This is a genomic window from Salmonirosea aquatica (genome assembly GCF_009296315.1).
Lineage (GTDB): Bacteria > Bacteroidota > Bacteroidia > Cytophagales > Spirosomataceae > Salmonirosea > Salmonirosea aquatica.
Genome location: NZ_WHLY01000001.1, coordinates 176174 through 197317, shown reverse-complemented (window position 1 = coordinate 197317; position 21144 = coordinate 176174). Strand labels below are relative to the sequence as shown.

The 21144-nt window shown below is 53.0% G+C and carries 12 protein-coding genes; 2 read left to right on the top strand and 10 right to left on the bottom strand.

Features of this window, described 5'->3' with window-relative positions:
* The first annotated feature begins 102 nt into the window (after window positions 1–102).
* Together GBK04_RS00805 and GBK04_RS00800 are read left to right on the top strand one after the other, a co-directional pair.
* Entirely contained in the window at window positions 103–3420 is a 3318-nt protein-coding gene (locus GBK04_RS00805; RefSeq protein ID WP_152756018.1) for a hypothetical protein, read from the top strand.
* 54 nt (window positions 3421–3474) lie between these two features.
* Window positions 3475–5019, top strand: coding sequence for a hypothetical protein (locus GBK04_RS00800; RefSeq protein WP_152756016.1), 1545 nt, complete (start codon window positions 3475–3477; stop codon window positions 5017–5019).
* A gap of 244 nt (window positions 5020–5263) precedes the next feature.
* Here the strand turns inward: GBK04_RS00800 and GBK04_RS00795 are convergent, their stop codons facing one another.
* From GBK04_RS00795 to GBK04_RS00750, 10 genes are all read right to left on the bottom strand, one after another.
* Window positions 5264–5896, bottom strand: coding sequence for a TatD family hydrolase (locus GBK04_RS00795; RefSeq protein ID WP_373330578.1), 633 nt, complete (start codon window positions 5894–5896; stop codon window positions 5264–5266).
* 118 nt (window positions 5897–6014) lie between these two features.
* On the bottom strand, window positions 6015–6539 hold the full coding sequence (locus GBK04_RS00790; protein WP_152756012.1) for a hypothetical protein: 525 nt from the start codon (window positions 6537–6539) through the stop codon (window positions 6015–6017).
* Window positions 6503–7420 (bottom strand): hypothetical protein, encoded by a 918-nt coding sequence (locus GBK04_RS00785; RefSeq protein WP_152756010.1) that lies wholly within the window; start codon window positions 7418–7420, stop codon window positions 6503–6505. Before GBK04_RS00785 ends, GBK04_RS00790 begins: the two co-directional genes overlap by 37 nt.
* Before the next feature lie 12 nt (window positions 7421–7432).
* Window positions 7433–8272 (bottom strand): Qat anti-phage system associated protein QatB, encoded by an 840-nt coding sequence (qatB, locus tag GBK04_RS00780; protein WP_152756008.1) that lies wholly within the window; start codon window positions 8270–8272, stop codon window positions 7433–7435.
* A gap of 4 nt (window positions 8273–8276) precedes the next feature.
* Window positions 8277–10181 carry a Qat anti-phage system ATPase QatA gene (gene qatA, locus GBK04_RS00775; RefSeq protein WP_152756006.1) on the bottom strand — a complete coding sequence of 635 codons (1905 nt, stop codon included), beginning with the start codon at window positions 10179–10181 and terminating at the stop codon, window positions 8277–8279.
* Between the two features lie 1484 nt (window positions 10182–11665).
* The gene (locus tag GBK04_RS00770) at window positions 11666–13012 is read right to left on the bottom strand and encodes a hypothetical protein (protein WP_152756004.1); all 1347 of its coding nucleotides are present in this window, start codon (window positions 13010–13012) and stop codon (window positions 11666–11668) included.
* A 66-nt stretch (window positions 13013–13078) separates the two neighbouring features.
* The gene (locus GBK04_RS00765) at window positions 13079–14881 is read right to left on the bottom strand and encodes a T9SS type A sorting domain-containing protein (RefSeq protein WP_152756002.1); all 1803 of its coding nucleotides are present in this window, start codon (window positions 14879–14881) and stop codon (window positions 13079–13081) included.
* Window positions 14882–14908: 27 nt separating this feature from the next.
* The gene (locus tag GBK04_RS00760; RefSeq protein ID WP_152756000.1) at window positions 14909–16411 is read right to left on the bottom strand and encodes an SGNH/GDSL hydrolase family protein; all 1503 of its coding nucleotides are present in this window, start codon (window positions 16409–16411) and stop codon (window positions 14909–14911) included.
* A 616-nt stretch (window positions 16412–17027) separates the two neighbouring features.
* On the bottom strand, window positions 17028–20075 hold the full coding sequence (locus tag GBK04_RS00755; protein WP_152755998.1) for a lantibiotic dehydratase: 3048 nt from the start codon (window positions 20073–20075) through the stop codon (window positions 17028–17030).
* 329 nt (window positions 20076–20404) lie between these two features.
* Window positions 20405–21133, bottom strand: a complete 729-nt coding sequence (locus GBK04_RS00750) for a LytR/AlgR family response regulator transcription factor (RefSeq protein WP_152755996.1) — start codon at window positions 21131–21133, stop codon at window positions 20405–20407.
* Window positions 21134–21144 lie beyond the last annotated feature (11 nt).

Sequence of the window (21144 nt, the reverse complement as noted above, 5' to 3'; positions counted from 1 at the left end):
CCTTTGAGCGTATTGTACTTACGAACTCTACGCTCAAAGGGTCAATGTTAAGAAATTACTTTCCTACCAACCGATATTTATGAATAAAATAGTGAAAAATAAATGAAAAAGATCTACCTACTTTTCCTATTGTTAGCCTTACAATTGCTGGGAGGAATGCAGCATACGTTGGCTCAGGTGGGCAGCGTCAACCACGCTACCGGCACGCTGGGAGTGAACATTCCCATCTACACCCTCACCGAGGGCAACCTGAGCGTCCCCATCAGCCTGAGCTACGACGGCTCGGGCGTGCTCGTGGAGTCGGCAGCTACCAATGTGGGGCTCAACTGGCAGCTCAACGCCGGGGGCTTCATCAGCCGTGAGGTGCGCGGCATCCCGGATGAGTCGAGTTCGGGATTTGTGGACTATGCCCAGGGGTACAGCACCTTCGGCTATCCCACAAGCACCAGTTTTGGCCTTTTCAAGGATTTCGAGCCGGATATTTTCACCCTGTCCCTGAACGGCAGGATTGTGCGGTTCATCATCAAGCCCGACACCCAGCGAAGCGAAGTGCTGCTGCTGAACGACAACACCGACATCAGGATCGAAATCGTGGATCAGGGTGACCGCACTACCAACGGGGCCGGCGTCTGCAATGTCTACGCCGCCCCCTTGGAAAGGATTCTCTGCCACAACAGCTGGCGTGTGGGGCAATTCGTGGTCACCACCCCCGACGGCATCCGCTACTACTTCGGCACCAAGGCTACGGATCGGGAGTACGTCCTTTCCCTGAACACCCTGGAAAGGTACAGCGAAGGGGTGACGGGGGACATCGTGGCCGCCACCACCAAGCCCGTGAAGTGGTACATGTCCGCCATCGAGCAGCCCAAAGGCTCGAAGGATGCTGGTGGGCAATTCACCGCCGCGCCCTACCAGCGGATCGAGTTTTCTTACACGCGTTCCACCCAGCGCCTCGAGGCGCTCAGGTACGACAAGGAATCCTCCCTGGCCACGGCAGTTTGCAACGAAATTCCGAAAAAGATTGAGGAAGCCGAAATGACCCAGGAACAGAAGAACATAAGTTTTCTCTACAAGTGCGACTTGAATGCCATCGAGTCAGCCAACGTCAAGGTTATTTTTAATTCGGGAGGATTGATTGCTCCCAGTACAGTACAGCCTGTAAACCACATAGATTCAAACGGCAATCCCAATACCGATTTGCTTCCGGGCTGGCCCTCATCTTATGGGAATGGGTTTTCTCCTTTTAATGAGACCGAACGCTGGGATCTGAAAGCCGTGGGATTCAATTATCAGCAAAGGGTAAAGCTTGGCGACCCTGAACCCAATGTTGTATGGTCACAAGGGGAATTCTCAAAAACCAAAGCCTTGAATAATATCATTCTCTGGGACAAGGCGACCGGGAAACGCACAGGATTCTTCCTTTACCACGGATACTTCAAGGAGTACCGGTATTACTTCAATCATGATCCGAACGTCAACAAGTACGTCACCCAAGAAGTTCCTAACAGCCGCCTGAAGCTCCAGGGAGTTTACCCGATTGAATTCGACAATGACAACCCATATGTCTTTAAACTGTTACCCGGCTATGTCTTCAACCATAATGGGGGACAGAAGCCGGACCACATTGCGGATCTGCTGCCAGAAAAGCAGTCGCTGGCCCGCGACCACTGGGGTTATTTCAATGGAGCGGATGACAACATGGCCAAAAAGGTCGGCTACCGCCTAGAAGGCATCCTGGTCTACTGCGACTACCCGCGCAATACCGATTTGACGCCCCGCTATGAAAAGGCCAGGGCAGGTGCCCTCAGCCTGGTACGGCTGCCGACCGGGGGGACCGAGTCTTACGAATACGAGCTGCATGATTGCATGAACTATGCCGATGCGAACGGTCTGAACAAAGTCGGCGGCCTGCGTATCAGGACGATTCGCCAATTCGAACCCGCCACACAATCGGAGCGTACTGTACGCTTGGAATATGGTACCAAAGCCAACCAGGCAGTCTCATCGGGGGTGCTGCCCGTGCTGCCCACATACCGGGCAGATTTTGGCGGTCAATCCTACATACATGTCAATGCGTACGCCATGATGACAAGCCGGTTCCTGAGTAACTCCTACATCACCTATGGCGAAGTGCGGGAAACGGTGGAAGGCAACAGCAATGGGAAAACGGCCAGGAATGGATATACTGAATACGAGTTCCACAACCTGGAAACCACACGATCGGCTGCCACTCGGTTAGATGCGAAGATACCCGCCAACCTCGCTGGGTTCTGGCACTCGGACGCAGTGCTAAAAGAAGAATTCATACGGGGTTCCCCAAAAAGCGTAAGACATTACAATGCACAGGGAGGCCTGGTAAATGAAGAAGATTGGAAATATGACGTCCAAAACCTTACCGACACCCGTAATATTAGTGGTGCATTGGATATCGCCAGCGAATATAAGTTGGATAATTCTCCAATAGTGAAACTGGGCAATGTGACCTCCGTCGGCGCTCAGTCCTTAGTTGCGATTGCCTGGGCAAACACGCCCTATTCCATATACATAAACCTAGCATCATCGATCATCCAAAAGATCACAGAATGGATCTATGGCGGTGTGCCTCCCCTGGATCATAGCACTTACCGGATTACTCCCTACCGGGTACCCTTTGCCGACATCCGGCTCATGACCAATACGGCAATGGCCTTTGATCATGAGGGGCAGAACCCCATCGAAACCACCACCCAGTACGAGTACCTCAGCCCCAACCACAGGCAGGCCACCGACATCAAGAACTACCGCAGCCACAACAACGGCACGGTGCTCGACGAGCTGCTGGCCGAAACCACCCTCGTGTACTCGCGGGACTACAAGGACTGCAGCCAGACGAATGCCTCCACCACCGCCCTGACGGGCCTGTACTTCCGCGACATGAACGTGCCCATCGAGGTGGTGACCAAGCGCAAGGGCCGCGTCACGGGCGGCACCTTCTACGAGTACCACGACAAGAGCGCCGGCCGCGAGGGCCTGCTCAGGACGGTTCACAGCCTGGAGCTTTCCCAGCCGCTGGCCACCTTCAGCCCCGCCGGTTGCACCGTGGCGAAAAACGCCGCCTACCAGCCCACGGTGTCCATCACCGACTACAACGAGCGCGGCCTGCCTAGGGTGATTTCCAGCACCCGCGAGGGCGGCACCACCACGGTGAGCTACGGCGTCAACCACTACCTGCCCACTTCGGTCAGCTACGGCACGGGCGGCAAGACATTCACCTCGACGCGGGAGTACGCCGTGCCGCTGTGGGGCGTCTCGAAGGTACAGGGCGTTAGCGGCAGCTTCACGAGCGTCACCTACGACGATTTGGGCCGCCCGCTGCTGGTCAAAGACCAGGACGGCAACCTGGTCAAGAGTTATAAGTACAAGGAGGCCAATCCGCAGTAACCATTTCAACAAGCCTATCGCGAGTATCCATTGTCAGTTATCCCATACAAACCCATGAACGCGAAATTTACCCTCACCTTCTTCCTGCTGGCGCTCGCCTTCGCGGGCCGGGCGCAGAACCAGATCATCACGCCCGCGGGCAAGCCGCTGGTCATCGGCCACCAGGGCGGCGTTAAGTTCTCCCACCTCGACGCCACCACGCCCACGCAGGCCTCCAACGGCAAGGTGCTCTCGGTGGACGACAACGGCGTGATCATGCTCGTGCCCGAGAGCACCGGCACAAGCAGCCAGTGGACTTCCACCGGCACCAACCCTGACCTATACTTCAATTCAGGCAACGTGGGGCTGGGCACAACAACGCCGTTGCAAAGGCTGGATGTGAACGGCGACATCAATATCCCTACGACCAATGCCATCCGGATGGGCAACGTTCCGTTCCTGCGGGCGCCGGGAACCGACAACCTGTTCCTGGGTCCGAATGCCGGGGCGGCCAACACGACCGGCCTGCGAAACCTATTCATTGGAAGTGAAGTGGGTGTGGCGAACACCACCGGCTTTGACAACCTGTTCCTCGGGGCAAGTCGCAGCGGACGCGACAACACCGAGGGCTATGAGAACGTATTTTTCGGCAACTCCGCGGGCGTATACAACACCACGGGCTACAGGAGCACTTTCATAGGGCGGGGGGCAGGCTTTTACAATACGACCGGTAAGGAGAACACATTCGTGGGGTGGTCCGCGGGCGTATTCAACACCACGGGCTTCAAAAACGTCTTCTTGGGCTTTTCCACCGGAGCGGGGGTGACCACCGGGTCATCGAACACGCTTCTGGGCAGCAACGCCTCGAGCAACGTCAATTCAACCAGCAACTCGACGGCCGTAGGAGAAAGCTCCAAGGTCGACTGCGACTACTGCCTGGTGCTGGGGCGGACCAGCCCCCAGGTGAAGGTGGGCATCGGCACGACCACGCCCCAGACGACCTTGCACGTCGTGGCGGGGGGCACCACCGCCACGGGCGTCCGCTTTGAGAACCTGGCCAGCACCGACGGAACGGGGGCCTACCGCCTCTACGTGGACGCCAGCGGCAACGTGCTGCGCCTGTCCACATCGGGGGCGCGCGAGTCTTCGCAGGAAGGCTATTGGAGTCTGACGGCCAACGGCCACCTGCTCAACGGCAACACCGGCGGCGTCGTGATCGGCACCATGCCAAGCAGCACCCCCCCGGGCTACAGGCTCTACGTGTCGGAGGGCATCCTGACCGAGCGGGTGAAGGTGGCCGTCAAAAACACCGCCGAGTGGCGCGACAACGTGCTGCAGGACGGCTATGAACTGCGTCCGCTGGAGGAGGTAGCCTCCTACATCAGGCAGAACCGCCACTTGCCCGGCGTGCCCTCGGCCCAGGAGATGGTGGCCAATGGCAACGACCTGCACCGGACCGATGCCCTGCTGTTGGAGAAGGTCGAGGAGCTGACGTTGTACGTCATCAAGCTGGAAAAGGAAAACCAGGGCATGAAGGAGGCAGCGAAAGCAGACCGGAATGAATATGAGAAGACCCTGCACTCTCTACTCGAACGGGTAGAAGCACTGGAAAAGAAGTGAAAAGTATGTTCTCCGAGCAAAAGGAATAAGCAAACCAAGCTATATCCGGCACAAATTCTCTTTATCAGGGATGTTTGGTACTTTTCCAATGTCGATTTGGCGAAGATTGATGCCAGAATGCTTACGAAAAAGCGCTGTCGGTTGCAAAGGCCCCCATGCGACCCATCTGTTTTTTGATCCTGGCCCATTACCAGCCACGGCAGTTGCACCGGCTTATACAAAGCTTCCAGGACGACTCCCCTAATTAGCTGATTGATTTTACAATACGAGAAAAGTTGCCCCATATCGTTCGCTTGCATTCCTCATGGTCTTTGCCCAAAACCTTGCTCAAGGCATCGATTGTTAGTATTAAAGACTGACGCCGATTGGTTGCAAAAGCATCGAAGGTGAAAGGCGCATCCGTTTCGGTTAGCAATGATGATACTGGAACAGCTTCAATTAGTGCTTCAAAAGCCTTCCCTCTGGCCATCGCATGGTTGATCGAGAAATGAAAGCCTAGGTTAATGGCCCGCATTAACTCGGCTTTGGTACCAGAGTACCAGTGCAGAATCACGCGATGCGGTGTCCCATGCAAGTGGTTTTCAAGTGCATCGATAGTTTCAGTAGCGGCCCTTCTGCTATGAATAGTAATTATCTTAGGGGAGGAATTCTTGATTGATTTTAGGACACTATTGAAAACCTGCCGTTGCTTTAAGCGCACTTGTGGGTCACGACTTACACCATCGAGGCCAATTTCACCAATGTATTTGGTCTCGTTACAAAGTGAGTCAAACAAAGAGGTCTCGTGGGCTCTCTGACTGGCAAGCTCTGGGTGCAGCCCCAAAGCAGGGCGGATGTTCTGACACCCACTAAACAGCTTCTGGTTGGGTTTCCACAAGACGGGGTGTTGGTAACCGAAATCGTCTTTATGGCGGTTCCGTCTTCCTTCTCGACTTCCTCGCGGATATTGGGAAACAAGTCCAGGTGGCAGTGGGTATCGACGTAAAAGGCCATCACTAGTCGACTAAGCGCACGTGCTGCAATACTGCCTCTACCTCTTCTAATCCTCTCTGGTACACATCCAAGGAGGCAGCTGGTGTTTCCAGGGGGCCAGTGATTTGGATGGCGGAGGGAAGGAAGTTGGAACTGGCTTGAACCCGCGCTAACATGTAGCGAAAGGCCATCACGTTCTCTCCCTTTGCTGCCTTGTTGGTAGCCTTGGCCGTGGAAGCGTGGAGCGTTTCACGGTAGATATCCGTCCGGTACTTTCTATCGTCAGGCAACAGCGCGTTATCATCTGTAATCCCTGCCTTTTTAAGGGCGGCCCGGCGGATGATGCAGGGCACGCAACGCCCACAGTGCCGGTTTCCTTTGCCCTCTAGCTTCGCGTTGCGAGTGCCGGGGCGGCTGCAAGACATGGTATTGACACCTGCCGCGAAAGCAGGGTCAGCACAATCGGCCAGCATTTCCCCTTTGGTCTTGAATTCAAAGGGGTTCACAATCGTTATACCCAACGCCAGCGTATCAAATAACTGTTGCACAAGCTTGAGGTAGTAGGGATGCGTGGTGCGGGTGCTGTAAGCCCCCATGCGCAGGGGGATAGGGGCAGGTTCAGCGTGATGAAACCGTTTTCTGGAATCCACAGCTTCTTGTTGTGCCCAGTGCTTACTGGGGGAAGAGCCGAGGCACAAGCCGCCCCGAGGGCAAGGAACAGGAACGAGCGACCCCGTTCAGTATTCTCTCCCTCCACTACCCGACCACCGTGGCGCGGCTTGGTAACCCGCACATGGGCGCTTACCAAATCGGGGGCAGTGGCGGTGTAACGTTGCTGTAGCGCAGCAAAGGCCTGGTTGCGGAAGCTGGAAACGTCACTGCTTTTCGCGTGTCCGACCAGAAGGGGTTTCTCGCCAGCTTCCAGCAGCTTCATCGCCCCAAGAAAACTGTCCATGCCTCCGGAAAACAAGCACACCATTTCGGCAGTGCTCGTAGTGGGTTTCATCGGGCGCTGTGCGACAACAATCTGGGTGTCACTCTGCCGGAATGTGATTTGCCATAGGTCGCCGGTGAGAAAATTAAGGATTTGCGACACTAACCCGCTTTGGGACTGCCAAGTGGCATCGTCGCTCACGGGCACAAACAAGTGAAACTGCCGGGTCCAGCCATCATCGGAGTTTTTGTAGCGGTTGATGGTCGTATCAGCCGCGTAAGCCGCGCAGGCCAGCCCTATCAAGTCCAGCGCAGCAACAGCGGGCTGTAGCTTGAGTTTGCGCAGCGACACCAGTAGCTTGCTCAGGCTGATGTCTGGCCCCGGTTGTGAAGGGTGCTGGAGTGTGAAGGAGTAGAAATCAGCAAACTGGGACTGGTCAATTCCAGCGCCAGTATCCGTATTGCCAATGCGTAGCTCAATACCAATGGTAGCCATAAAAAGGGGGATTTAAGAGTTGTTGATAGCATCGAAGGCGACCCTGTAGATGCGCTGAATCTCACGGTTCAGGTTAGCCGGGTCGCTCATTGCTTTGGTAAGCTCTGGTACAATACTGCTGTGTACCATGCCATTGACAATCTGGTAGATTTCCTGCTCAACTTCGATAGCACGGGCAGGGTCGGAAGTGGCTACTGTTTGGGAACGGCCAATATCACAGATGAGCCGGTACACGATGCTTTCCTCCAGGAAGATGGCCAGCATCTCGCCGGTTTGTGCCTCGGTTAGGTTCTCCAGGTCCAGATCGGGGGACTCGTCAATGATGCGCGTGACCGTTTCTTTGTAAGCCTCTTTGGTGATGGCGTCGTCCAGCAGAGCAGACGCCCCGCAGACATGCACCAGGAGGGCCGACAGTACCTGCAAAGCGGGCTGACCAACATACTGACCGAGTTGCAGGTGGGTCAGGGTGGCGGCAAGTCCGTTTTGGCGAATATTGCCTAAAACAGTGCCGAACGTGACGATTGCGCCGCCTGAGCGACTCATCCGCTGGGCAGCCTTGCGAGTATTACCTAGTCCCTGGCTCACGTAGTTTTTGACTACCCTCTTTAAGCCAGAAGTGTCTCCTGATTTTACCGCTTTCTGGAAGCCTCGCTGACTTTGATTGAAGCGGTTAGCGGATGGGGTTTCGGTAGGATTTGGCGCCTCCTCGCCTCCCTCTCCATCAGGCTCTTCGTCATAGTCGGAATCTTCGGGCTGCTGATTGGGATTTTCGTCGGCCGGCTCTTCGTCCATCCAATCGGGTAGTAGCGGGATAGACGGCTTCGGGCCTTTGCGGTTGGCAGATGTTCCCATAATATCAGGCAGTTAGAGGTGGGTTTGAGCTTAACAAATTTTTCAAGGTTTGCTTGGTTTGCGGGTCTTGCAGGAGCTTGGTGAAGAGTAAAGAACGGGCAGCTTTGCCTTCCGTAGTGGAAAAACCAGCTAATTTACTTCCCACCCATACGCCCAAGTCTTTCGCCACTACCGAGCTTATCATTTTCACAAATTGTGATTCCAGAGATGGTTGATGCTGAATCAGATAAAACGCCCCTTCGACTGGCTTAGGAATGCTTTGCCAGTCTTGGATAGTGACGCTTTCCTTTTTTAGTTGCTCGAATAGGAGTTGGGCGTGGGCAGAAGATAAGGCTCTAACGTCCGCCTCGTGGGTGGCCATCGCTATTCGACTACCAGCTAACAGTGCTGTGTAAAGCGGCCTTAGCGATGGCGGAATTTCTTCGGCAGTGTGGTAGCTAACTACCCGTTCGCGGGAAATGAAGACGTATGGCCTTAAATCCGTCTCGGCCAGAGCGGGGGCGAAACCAGCCCACTGCTGTAAATCATCTTTGGGGAGCTCCTCAACGCCACTTTCTTCTCCCTCGGTTGGCTCCTCGACACGGCCAGCCTTTGCTTTTGAAGTTTTTTCTTTCGCTTCCGGTTTTTTGGGTTCTTCGGCGGGCTGCTCTAACTGCTGGATGCTTATGGAACGGCCTTCGGGAGACGAGGTGACATCCGCTATCACTTGCTCGTATTTGTCTCCGTGGAAGGTCTCTAGGAGCATCATTTTGGCTAATGCGTCGAGCTGTACCTTGTCTTCCAACCCATAGATTTTGGCGACTCGCATCCGCAGGAAAAGCTTGTTGAGGAAGCGCTTTATGTTGCGCGGGTTTCCACGCAGCTCCTTGGCCAGCGTAGTCCCCAGTTGTTCGGCCACGTTGAGCACGCTGCGCAGATCCTGGTTTTCGTTGCCTAGCTGCTCGGTGATGAAATCGTAGGTTAACTCCCGGTTGTCGTAGGGCGTATCGCGGCCGGCTTCAAACGTCAGGCAAATTTCGTTGAGGCGGTTTTTGTCATTCTGCAAATGGTTTTGCAGAAGCAGAAAACGTATATAGTTCTGGGTTTGAAGGGAATTGAGCGATGGAACCCGAATGGGAATCTGAATTAGCTTCTCCAGGTAGTGCTTGGTGTAGTCGGCCTGCGAAACGGGTAAGTCGGGGAAGTGCCGGCGCACCGCGTACTCAATCATCTGCTCATCAGCGGCTATGATAAAAACGGAGCCCTCAACAAACAGAAAGAGCTTGACCGCTTCCAGAATATCTATCACCGCTCCGGGCAGGCACCGGTCGAGGTCGTCAACCAGCACAACCAGCCGCTCCACGCTCGACTCTTTGATCAGTTCCTGCAGTTCCTTGCGAAACGCCTGTATTTGAGCAGGCACCGTAGCTTCTTCGGGCTTCAGCCACGGGTCGTCGTCGTCGGAATCAAGCTTGTCGCCAACCAGCCCTTTCGCACCCGCGGCCAGACCAGCTAAACCCCAAAGAGCCCCGGGGGGCAATCCGACCGCAGCCGTGAGGGCCAAGCCTCCTGCCGTCTTCGCAGCTTTTAGCCAGTTGATGCGCTTGAACAGAGACTTGCCTTTCTTCAATGCTTCAGCACCTATACCTTGCTTGTCCAGCAGAGCGTGGACGACGGATTCCATCAGGGCCGATTTGGTGTCCTCATACCCTTGGTATAACCAGCCGTTGAATGTCAGGCAAAGTGTTTTCGAGTCATCTTTCAACTCAGACTCGATCAGTGAAAGAATAGACGTTTTGCCAGCACCCCAGCTCCCCTGAATGCCAATGGTTATAGGGCGGAGCTCATCTTCTCGGATAATCTCCACGATGGTTTGGGCAATTCTGCGGTGACCCAGCAGGTCAACGTCCGTTTCTCTGTCACTCCACATAAACTATTGGGGGATAGGCGTTTTGTTCATAAAGCTTCGGCATCCATGATACCATTGGTTCAAAAGTGGTGACTAATGCTAACTCCCACATGGAGCTAACCCCGGCTTTACTCAAATCCGCCAGATATGGGCATTAATAGTGGGCATAGACTGCCCTACTACCCTGCCTCTGTTAACAGGGAACTGATTGGCTGTTGAGGCCACAGTTGAGTTGTCGAGAACCCTAGTAGGTGGTATTGGACTGGGCGTTTGGCCTGGTGTGCCCTTGTCTGACGGCCCCTTATTATTAGCCATTGCCATAGGTTCCTAACATGAGACAAAAACCATTTCTTCTATTTCAATATCACTTTCCGTATTAACTACTCGACTCGGGCTTCACCAGTAAAAATATTGGGTGATGCCTTTAAACCAAAGTGAACGCGCGTCTCAGAAATGCATTCTGGGACTAAGCATTATTATTTATATCCTTTAATTCAAAAAAGAGTCCGGTAATACGGATTGTTGGCTCTCCTTTGGAGCCCCATTCCGCCCGATCCTGACTTCCCTCCTTCAATGTCGAGCTGCCTCAAGCCTGGATAAGCCCAGTAAGGCAGAGATGTTCTTCTAAGTGTAGCTGCTTTCTTTCATTTTTACACAGCCCCGGAACGCTTTGCTGTCACTTGGTTTGGCGCTTGCTCTACTTTCCGCAAATCACAACCTGTTGGCGCTTACTCATTGATCAAAAATATTGAAATTCTGCCTTTTATCGTTTTGCAAGTCCGCCTCTGGGTATATTATACGATTTCAATTTAATTCCAATATTTAAACTAGACTCTAAAAACTTATCGAATGGTAGGATTAACACTTTTCAACGCCCTGATAAACGAGTAAATCAAAAAGTGAGGGGGATTTGTGCCACTTCTTGGATGATTTTAGAATTCTCGCTAGTATACTGAAATGTATGCGGAGTCCATAGGAAACTCAGCCGGGTGGTCAAAAAGTTGCTAGTGGATCTACCCCTAGGACGAACCCACCTCGGGGCACCCAGCTATCCGCAGTGGCGACAAGAAATTACTGACCGGGACCTTATTTCTAAAAAAACGCCACTCGATGCCTTTTCAAGACTAGTTGACCCAATGACGGCTACCTACACCTACTGCTCTGGAAGTTCTGCCTCCCAGTCCCAGCTTCATGGCGGTGTTGTGGCTGACGACCTGTTGGACGCGTTTGCAATGGTCGATCCTCGTGCGGGTGAGGCGCAGGTCATGCCGCAGAATACCACAAGCCCATCACATCCCGTCCAGATTGCCGCTTAGTCCAATTTGACCCCTAAGGAGACTGTCACACTTTTAATGCGCTCCATTTTTCATGAATTCCTCAAAACGGTGTCAGGTACTGGATCTGGGCAACGGAAATCGGGAAATTATCGAAAAGGCTGTTGGAACAAAGTGACTGATGGTAAAAGGGAATTAGCAAAAACGGGACCGCCTGGATAAAAGAGGACTTCAGTAGACTTCCAGCAACTGCCCGTAGGGATCGGTCTCCAGCACTATTTTCCCGTCGGTATCCAGGTATTGCAGCACGGCGGTGTATAGCCCCGTTGGCACTTCGCTGCCGATGGTCAGCCTGCCCGGCCCAAGTGGATTAGGTGCCAGGACTATAGGGAGCACCGAACCATAAAATGTTTTGGAAGGGTCGCTGGTGGGCGTGAGCTTGATCCGGGGGCGGTTGGGCAGGTTTTGGGTCAAGTTGTAGGTGATGGGCACTGCCTGGCTGCGCCCGATCCTGACGGGTTCCTGCAAGGAACAGGGCATGGCATCATCGCCGATGGTACCGATTCTACCAGCAGGTGCATTTCCCGCGCGTACGTTGAGCCGGAAGCAAAAGCCCTGGTCTTTGCCGAACTGGTAGAGCCGCATGACGTACTGGCCCGGCACCATGGTGTTGGGGAGCGTAATGCCCAGGCGCAGCCCGTAAGGCTCGAAGGTCAAGTTGTCCAGCGGCGTCTTCACGCCGTGGCGGTCGGTCAGTTCCAGAACGATATCGCCCTCGAACAGGTTATAGCCTTCCATGAAAAAGGTCGAGTTCACCCTGGCCTCCTGACCGTAGAAAGTTTTTTCCTCATAAGAAGAAAGATAGGCCGGGCCTTTCACCAGGATCAGGGGCTGCGGGGTTCTAATTGTTTTTCCATCGGCCATTTTCAACTCTATATCGTAGGTGCCGGGTGCCTGACCCGCTAAACGTTGGCCCGTTGGCTCAAACTTCGTCAGGTGGATGAAAAGATTATTGGCCTGCTGCTCCCAGCCAGCATAAATTCGGCTGCTGTCTATATTAATTACTTCCTTCGTCATTCGATTGATCAGTTTCGCTGACTTGGGAAATGCGTTCGCATACAGGTTGATTGCTGGTATGTGGAAACCACTGCCCCCGTTGTACAGAACATATTCGACAGGTTTACCCATCACCCCCACTTCAAACGGGCTACTGGGAATAAGTTTTATTTTGTAAACGGTCGCGTCATAATCTCGCGTACCCTTAAACCCCACTAGCACGTCTTGGCAGTCCTTGCACTGGCCGATAAACACCCTCGGCCAAGAATTGAAAACTTGGGCGTTTTCGGTAAGCTCCACCGAAGGCTCCATGTCGCTAAGAAGGACGGGAGGCACCTTGATAGTGATGACTAGGTTCCTCTGGTCGATGGAAACGTCCTTTCTGGGTATGCCGGGGAATGAAATAGAGAGTATGCGCGGCTTGCCATCGGTCAGCGGGTCGGGCTCTATTTTATCCGGCTTACAGGTGAGCAGCGTTACGGCCAAAGCCAGCCACAAAAGGGATTTGATGCGCTTTTCCATGAGTTTAAAAGAATACTCTGGAAGAAACCTACTAGCCACAGTTTCCTTCCAGAGTATGATGATATATCAATTGCTTTTGACCAACTTCTTGGTGATGGCTAATCCGTTTACGTTCAGTCGGTAAAAGATCATACCCGCACTCAGGCCAGGTGTTTGCACGGGGTATTTGTAAGTACCCCTGGCGTGGATGTTATCCGTAATTTTGGAGATAACCTCTCCGTTCATATTGATCAACTCCAACTTCACCATACTTTGATTTGGAATAGTGAATTCGATGGTAAACTCCTTATCGAAGGGTACCGGGTAAGCCTTGGTTGAAAGTCCGAGTTCCTCTTCATGCCACTCTTCCAGTTCGGCCACTCCCTCCCGGCAACTGCCACAGTTCGTGTAGATGGTCTGGGTGATTGTCCATTTGCCGGAACCATCCTTGACCAAACAGGCATAACTACCTCCGGTACTGCCCGACAGGTTGTAGTTTGTTCCTAACACTAGGAAATCTGAATTGGGTTTAGGATTGGCCATGTTCAACCAGCGGTACTCTGAGTAGGTACCAGATACGGTGAGCGTCCAGTTGCTGCCCGATTTGCTCATGGTCACCAGAGGAGGCAGAAACGCCCCCAACTGGGTATAGCCATTGGTGGCCGCTCCTATTTTAGTATTCCAATAGCCTCCGATTGTGCTTAAAGCACTACTTCGATCTTCCCTAAAATGTACCAGGTCAGTTGCGTCGCGATAAGCATAGCCCAATGGATCAGTGATGACTCCAGTATAACTATAATCACTTGAGGAGCCATTTGATCCATCAATGGGCGAAATTGTCAAGTCGTTTTGCGCCGAAGTGACATCTGAGCGGGTAGTACTCCCGGGAGGATTTTTGCCATTAAACGAGACTTCGGATACTAGCCAGCGCAGAGAGGAGGAAAAATCTGCCCTTGATTGGTCAATAACATAGTCTATCCGATCTTTATAATCTGTACGGGAAGTTGCGGAAATGGGAGTGGTAGTTAAATCATTATCCGATTCTCCCTGGTGCCAAAGTACGGCCTTTGCTCCAAAAACGGAAGCGTAGTATTTCAAAGTTGTTTTAAAGTCGAAATAGGGTTGTGCTGCACCTGTATAGGTAGTGTCGCACCACACTACACCTGTGTAAATGTTGGCAGTAGTGTCCCCCGCAGCGCTCCTCTTCCAATTATTTGAAGTTGACCCGCTCGCTGCTGCATTGAAAAAAGCAATAGGCAAACCCCCACTCGGACTACCGGATTGCAGATCCTGCCCTAGCTTGGCCCAGCACCAGGAATTGTTACCGCTGGGTGCTATCCGATTATACCCGGAAAGGGGAGACATTACCGGATAGGGGGGCAAACTGTCGTTGCAGGGTTCCCAGGCATTGTGGCTTACAACTCCATCATAAGTACTCAAAGAGGGCAGAGACCAGCTACTTCCATTGGGTGGATTTCCCTGCGCGTTGGATTGCCCGGCAATCACATAAACATCGCCCACGCCAAATTTTATGGCGTTTGACGATCCGGCGCTACTGGTCGCTATGTTATATACCCTTACATTTACGGTATACCAGCCAACGGGCAGGTATATCGTGGTTTTGAATAGCCCGTAAGTGGGATTCGTCACAATGGTCGTGTAGTTCTGGTAGGTGGAATGATACGAACCGTCACTCACGTTAAGTCTCAATACATTGTACTCGATGCGGTAGTTGGCAAGCGAAGTGCCGACGTATTGTCCGGCCAACGCGACGGGAGTAGTGCTGCCCGTGGTCTGGTAAACCCCGCCGATGGGCAGCGAGATATACATCTGGGCTGTCAGAAAATTGGGCAGGACCAGCATCATCAGGAAAATTAGATATCGTTTCATGTTTCGAGTGTTAGGATCAAAATGGAACTACTTGTTTAGGTACCCGGCGAACTCGGTCACATCAATTAACGGAATCTGCGCACCGAAGCCTTCGTTAAGGACTTTAATAGTCTCGTTAGCAATGACCGCATGACCGAGGGTGGAGGGGTACAGGCCGTCGTCGGAGAAAAAGTTCCCCCCCACGCCACCGCTAACGGAATATCCGTCCGCAGTTCGGTAGCCACCGAGGTGGACCTTCTCGTACAGGGCTGCCAGGTCCACTACGAGCAGTCCGTTCTCCTGCGCCTCCCTTTTGATCCGCGCGTTGACAGCGTCCGGCGAACCGCCCAGTATCTCCCTGGCATCGGCCACATCGCTGTCCTCAAGGGTGAATTCAAAGCTTCCCCCTTTCTTAGCGTACTCGAATAATAATTCCGTATTTTTGGTAGGTAAGAAAATCATGTCGCCCGTAATCGTTTCGGTTCCCAGTATGCCCTCCCGGCGGCGATTGATGGTCACTTTGGCCTTGGTCTGGTTCAGCTTCTGCTGCGTGAACCAGTTAAAGTAGGGTAAGTGCCTGAAGTCGGGAATGGTGAATACCACTCCCTTCGCTCCGGCTGCCTTGGCCCTTTTGGCTATGGTCACCGCCAGGGGAGAGGATTCGGAGGAGGCATGGGGCCAGCTCATGAACACGTTGTTGCTCTTCACATTCTGGTCCATCCAGCCGTCGTACCCAAAAACCGACAACACGATGGCGGGACGACGCGACTGGAGATTCTCATCCATCAGGTCGAGGTAGGTGTAGCGGTACCTGTTCTCCCGGGGTTTCAGCCGCCACAGGAAAACCATGTCGTCGGTAAAGCCCCGGCCCAGGTCATCGTAAATCCAGCCATTCTCACTGGGCGAGAGCGTCCCGCCGATTCCGGCCCTGTCCAGTTTGGGAGCGGCAAAATTTTCAACTTCCTCCCCCGTGTAGGGTACCAGTTCCGGGACATTCGATGCGGGCAGGATGGCCAGGTCGTTGGCGACTTCTTTCCATCTCGGACCGGCGGCAGTACCTGGCTCGAGTTTGAGAAAGCCCGTGCCGTTGCTGTGGGCGGGATCGAAGAGCGGGGAATCGAAATCCCTTAGCCCGATCTGCCGCGCCACCAGATTCGGGAAGGCAAACTGCTGACCCTGCCGGTACAGGCCTCCGTCTTTCCAACCCGCCGCCAGTCCGTCGCCAAAGACCAGCAGGGTGGTGGCGCTACCGGGTGCTTTTAACTGGCCCAGTCCCGTAAATTTAGAATCCCCGGAAAGCCAGTTCTCCAGAGGGTCGGTCTTGAACGCCACGGTGGAGGTACCCACTACGAATTCGGGTTCGACCAGTCGCTTCAAAAAGACGGGCTTTTCAACGCTGGCAAAAGTGTTGCCCGTTGACTTTGTGCTGTCAGCACCTGAGGCGGGTGGTACTGTCCGCACGGGGCTGGCGTGAGTGAACGCCTGTTGCGTAGCAATGAGCAGCAGGGCAAGCACCCAAAGGGAGGACGAAAATTGTATTCTCCGTTTCATGATATTTTTTTGAAAATGGAATCGTATGAAGAAAAAAGAAGCAAAATCACCAGACGGAGATTGGTCCGGTAATCGCTGCGGAAGGCAGCCAACGTGATTGGCAGGATTTGGTGAAAATAGCTTAAAGCTTTACGCCAAGCGACACTCAGGAGGACGGAAGGAGACCTAAGGTAGGAGTTTTCCCATAAGTTAGCGCTGTCTAAAGGTTGAAGAGTTTTTGGACTATCTGCGAAAGCTCCCACGTTTTGTTAATAAACTGGCGCGGGCCGTGCTATTCTTGGAACAGGTTGTTTTCGGGATTTTGGTAAAGTAATTTTCTGCAAAAAAAACTATCCTGCTGTTACGTTTGATAAACTCAGATTCGGCGTAAAATATGAAGGGTAAGTCTGCGATCGTACTTTACTTTCTTTATATTCATCCCATTTTAGGAATTTGAAAAAAAAGCTGAACTACGTATCGGAAAGAATCTAAACCCTGTTGTCCAAAAGAGGGCAGGGCTTTTTTGACCTTGTGAATATAAGAAGCGGGTACCGGCAACGAAATTTTTTTAGACTAAGGCTTCCGTGTAATTGACGAAGGGGGCTTTGGAATAGACAAAGATTTTAAAAATAGTCAGTTAGCCAGTGCACCGGGCAACTACGGACTGGTACGCCCGATAGAGGTGATGATAGATCAGAAGTTCATAGGTGCGCTGGTTGGTGGCAAACAGCCGGTTGATCGACATATGGATCAGGCTCCCCAGGTATTCCCTAAACTCCTCCGGCCTGTTTGTCTGATAATAGTGTTTGACCGTTTCCAGATCGGCCCCCATGCTACGGGTCCGCAGCCTGAAGATTTCCTCGGCTTCCTCACCCAGGACTGATTCAGGCGCATTGAGCGACTGCTCCACGCTCGGGCGATTGACCCGGTATTTTTGAGCCAGCGATTGCCGAAGTTCCTTGGTCGCGCCGTGTTCGTTGGTGAATCGTTCGTACGCGCTTTGGCAAAAGGCCACCTTCTGAGCCAAGGTCAAGCCTGACGCCGCCAGATACGCTTCCACACTCCGACAGGCACACGGCAGAATCCCCGATTCGGCGAGTGTAAGTTGGAGTAGTTGGCTGACCGCTTTGCTGTCCAGCCAGAAGATCTGTTCGGTTACCTCGATGAGTTCCTGCCCGTAGCGTTCCAATTCTCGCTGGTAGGTGTCGAGTTGTATGGAATGAACTTCCCCTGAAATGAGAAAAGGGTTCAGTCGGCGGTAGCACTCCACCAGCATCGGAGCATAATGAGCCACATCGTTCAACCGAATGCGAAAGCGAAGGTGCGGCTCTGGGTCGGCAAAGCGGACAAAGAACCAGTGCGTCGCTTCATTGCGAAGTTCCCCATTGGCCGCCCACCCGCATAACGCCGCTAGTAGGGCTGGCGTGGTGGACAGACCACCATATACTTTCAGGTAAAGCCATTCGCTACCGGGCCCGAAAGCGCGTTGCACGGTAACGGGCGGCCTTTCTGGAACAGCCCTCGAAGGGCTTTCCAACCCTGGGTTCATAAATGGGATGACGACTTCGTGCGTGAGCCTACCGTCGGGGCCTTCCACTGGGCATTGATCGGGCGTTCGGAGCCATTCGATGACGCGGATGGTTCCCAGGCGTTGCAAGGTAGAGACGAATAATTCGCAACAGATTCTCGAATCCAAATCAATGAATAACTCCTGATCACCCTGCATGAGTGCCACCAAACGGGGCAATCCTTCGCTGCCCCGTAGCCGAGCGGCGTTCTGCTCGGCGGAAAGCGTGGATGATAAGTCTGCCCGTGATAATTGCCAACTCCCCTCCTGCAGCACGGTGTTGCGGTAGACGACTCTGGGTAACCGCCGCGCCTTGTCGAACGCTCCCCAATGCCATTGCACGGCGAAGGGAGCAGCCTGAGCCTGTAAGTCGCACAAAAACCGGTAAATGGGCAAACCGTCGCGGTAATCATGGGCGGTGGTCAACTGGGGCACGACTTCCTTGTCCAGGCGCTTCGAGCGAATGACCACACGTTGGCCATTCGGGACGGAAACCAGCAGGTCGTCCAGATGCAACTGCTGATCGGCAGGAAGTTCCGAGTGGGTCATGTAGGGAATTTCGTAAGGACGCAGGTGGGGACGTCCCACGACATTGCCCGTTCGGGCATGGGGCAGGTGCGCAATCTCGGCGTAGATGAGGTCAGGTCGCTGGGCTTGCTGCCAGACCATTTGCTCGGTTACCATACGGGCCAGCCGTTCGTCGATGGCGCAAAATCTCCCCATCAGGGTAAAGCCTGAGGGACCGCTGAGGGCTTTGAGCAGAAACCGAAAGTCCCCTTTGTCGATGGCTGAAGCCGAGGTCGCCAGAAAGCTGCCGAAGGCGTAATAGCTGGGCGGAAGCGGAACTTTGCTTCCGCCCAAAAGCGACAGGTCGTGATCGGTTATTGCGGTTGGCTGGGAGCCGCTGGCCAGGAACCGAGTGTACAGGCGCAGCCTCAAATCGTGCAGTTCGTCGCTTTGATAGGCATGTGCCGAATGCGTGAGATTGGAGATAGGTAGACCTTCGATTAGTTTTTCGGAAGAGCCGAACGATTCCAGGAATTCGCCGTAACCCACGCCCGTGTCTCCGTCGAGCGCCAGGAGCAGCGGCACTTCCTGTTCTTCATAACGTGCGTAAAAGCGTTTTTTGAAAACAACCAGGTCGGTGGGTTCAGGGTTGAAACGATTTAAAACATGCAACGGTCGCAGGGTTTGCTGAAGCTGGTCGTAGACTGCCTGGCTGAATTGGTTGATTCCTCCCTCGATTAAGGTGTCGGTTTGTACCACGGAGGCCGCCTTGGGATTAAAGCCGAACTGTTTGGTCAGAATGGCCGTGACTTCTGGCCGAACTGTTCGGTTGTCTTCGGTTTGCGCGAGCAGGTCGTGAATCCGACGCAGGGGCTGCAACAGCTCTGGCGGAGTCGAACGCTCGGACAATTTTCGAACTAAGGTGGGTAGGGGGCCGTCACCTGTAGGTGATGGCGAAAGCTCGCTACTCAATAAGCCGTCCTCGACCAATTGCCTAATAAATTCGCAAGCAGACGCCAGCGATTCGTCACTGGCAACGGCCTGCGCTAATTCCGGTACCGTTGCGCCAAGCTTGGCCCGCTTCAACACGGAGAGAATAGTGGGGTTTGCGGGTACTTCGCTGGCGAAAAAACGACATTGCCCATCTTGCGAGCTTCGCTCGGTGTAGCGGAGCCTATCTCCCACTTGGTAAGCCGTTCGGTTGGCGTAAAAACGAATTTTCTCTACGATTTCCGAGTGAGTTGTCAAGGCAAATGCCAAATAGTCCACGGTCTCTGTATCAAGTCGTTGACGCGAAGCGAATTTCCGTTTTTGGAAATCAAAAGTTGTTTTGAGCGCGGTGCAGCCAATGGTCCCTCCCGCAAATAGTCCGAACGGAGTGCATCGCGTACTCATCCGCAGTACGTACTTGAGCAGGGTGGCTGCGATTTGGGCATCGGCTTTATGGTCGCCCCGAAGATGCGCCCCCATTGCGGGGGAAGCTATTTCGATGGATTGGATTACGCTTTCCTCCTGCAACAGCCTGTTTAAGCCGTCCTTTTCCAATGTTGTCAGCAGCCGTTGGATTGATAGGAGCGGCTGTCGCATCCAGTAAAATTTAGCTCCTTGCACAGCAATGGATTCAAGTATGAGCGTATTTAGTTGAATGAAATAATACTATTTTTTCGGATTATTGACATTCGCTAATATTTGAATAGAAGTGGTGGGAACAGTTTCGCAAATCTGAGAGGTCAATGTTTGATCTCTCAAAAATTTATTTGGTTTCAGGGGATTTAAAACAGCCGTTCTTGTTTTGAGATAATAAAAAGAGTTCATGGTTGAATGTTTTTGGATTAATTATGGAACTTATTGCAATAAGAACCCTTCCATAGAGATAGTCCAAATTTTTTATACCAAAAGATACTTTAAAGCGATAAAGGACTACTTAGAATAGACGAAGCCTAGCGTAGATATGGAATGTACTTTTTAACTTCCTCCCGGTATTTCTGGCCAATGTCCAGCTTGATGCCGTTCGACAGTTCGATTTCGTTTCCGTCAATGATGCGGATTGCGGCGACCCTGATAATGTAAGAGCGGTGGATGCGTACGAATATAGGAGGTTGAAATACCGCTTCGGCCTGACCAAGATTCAAGTGAGTCAGCAGCATTTTGTCTTTGTAGTAAACCTTAACGTAATCCTTCCAACCCTCCACGTAAAAAATCTCCCCGTTGGGGATTTGTAAAATCCTCTTCCCATCTTTTAACCAAACTACTTCTCCGGGTGTATGGGGATTCACCAACTCCCAGCTGGACTGATTGTGCAACGTCTTTTTTTTTCGAAACCGAACTACCGTTTCCATAAACCGCTCAAACGCGATGGGCTTTGTCAAGTAGTCCAGAGCGGAAAAGTCGTAGCTCTCAGCGGCATATTGGGGGTAAGCGGTGGTCAGGACAAACTCTGGACGGTCAGTCATTGGAATCCTCAACATTTCCATGCCTGTTATCTCGGGCATCTGGATATCGAGAAAGACTAAATCCGGCTTTAGGTTATGAACCACATCCAGGGCCTGGTGAGCGTTGGCGCAGATGGCCACGATCTCCAGATCGGGTACTCGGTTTACGTACACCTCGATTATGTCGCGGGCCGGAGGTTCATCATCGACAATGACGACTCGGTAGGGTTGTTCCATGTAGTGGGAGT